Here is a 349-nt window from a genome sequence, read left to right on the forward strand (position 1 = left end):
TGCGATGGTCGAGAGACGATGCGCAATAGCAATGACTGTCTTGCCTTCCATCAGGTTATACAGGCTCTCTTGAATGGCGGCCTCGACTTCCGAGTCGAGTGCGGAGGTTGCTTCGTCTAGCACGAGAATAGGAGCGTCCTTCAGTAACACTCTCGCAATTGCGATTCGTTGCCTCTGTCCACCGCTGAGCTTAACGCCACGCTCGCCAACGTGAGCTTCATAGCCTGTGCGTCCCTTGGCATCACTGAGCCCCTGAATAAACGTATGCGCTTCCGCTTTTTTAGCGGCTTCAATCACTTCTTCAATCGTGGCGTCAGGGCGACCATAGGTGATATTTTCGAACACGGAT

Annotated in this window: 1 protein-coding gene; it reads right to left on the minus strand. The window is 53.0% G+C overall.

The features are described 5' to 3' along the window. The coding region (locus tag A3751_RS01500; protein ID WP_156492168.1) for an ATP-binding cassette domain-containing protein at positions 1-349 on the minus strand (349 nt) is incomplete at both ends.

The sequence above is a fragment of the Oleiphilus sp. HI0080 genome (assembly GCF_001635135.1).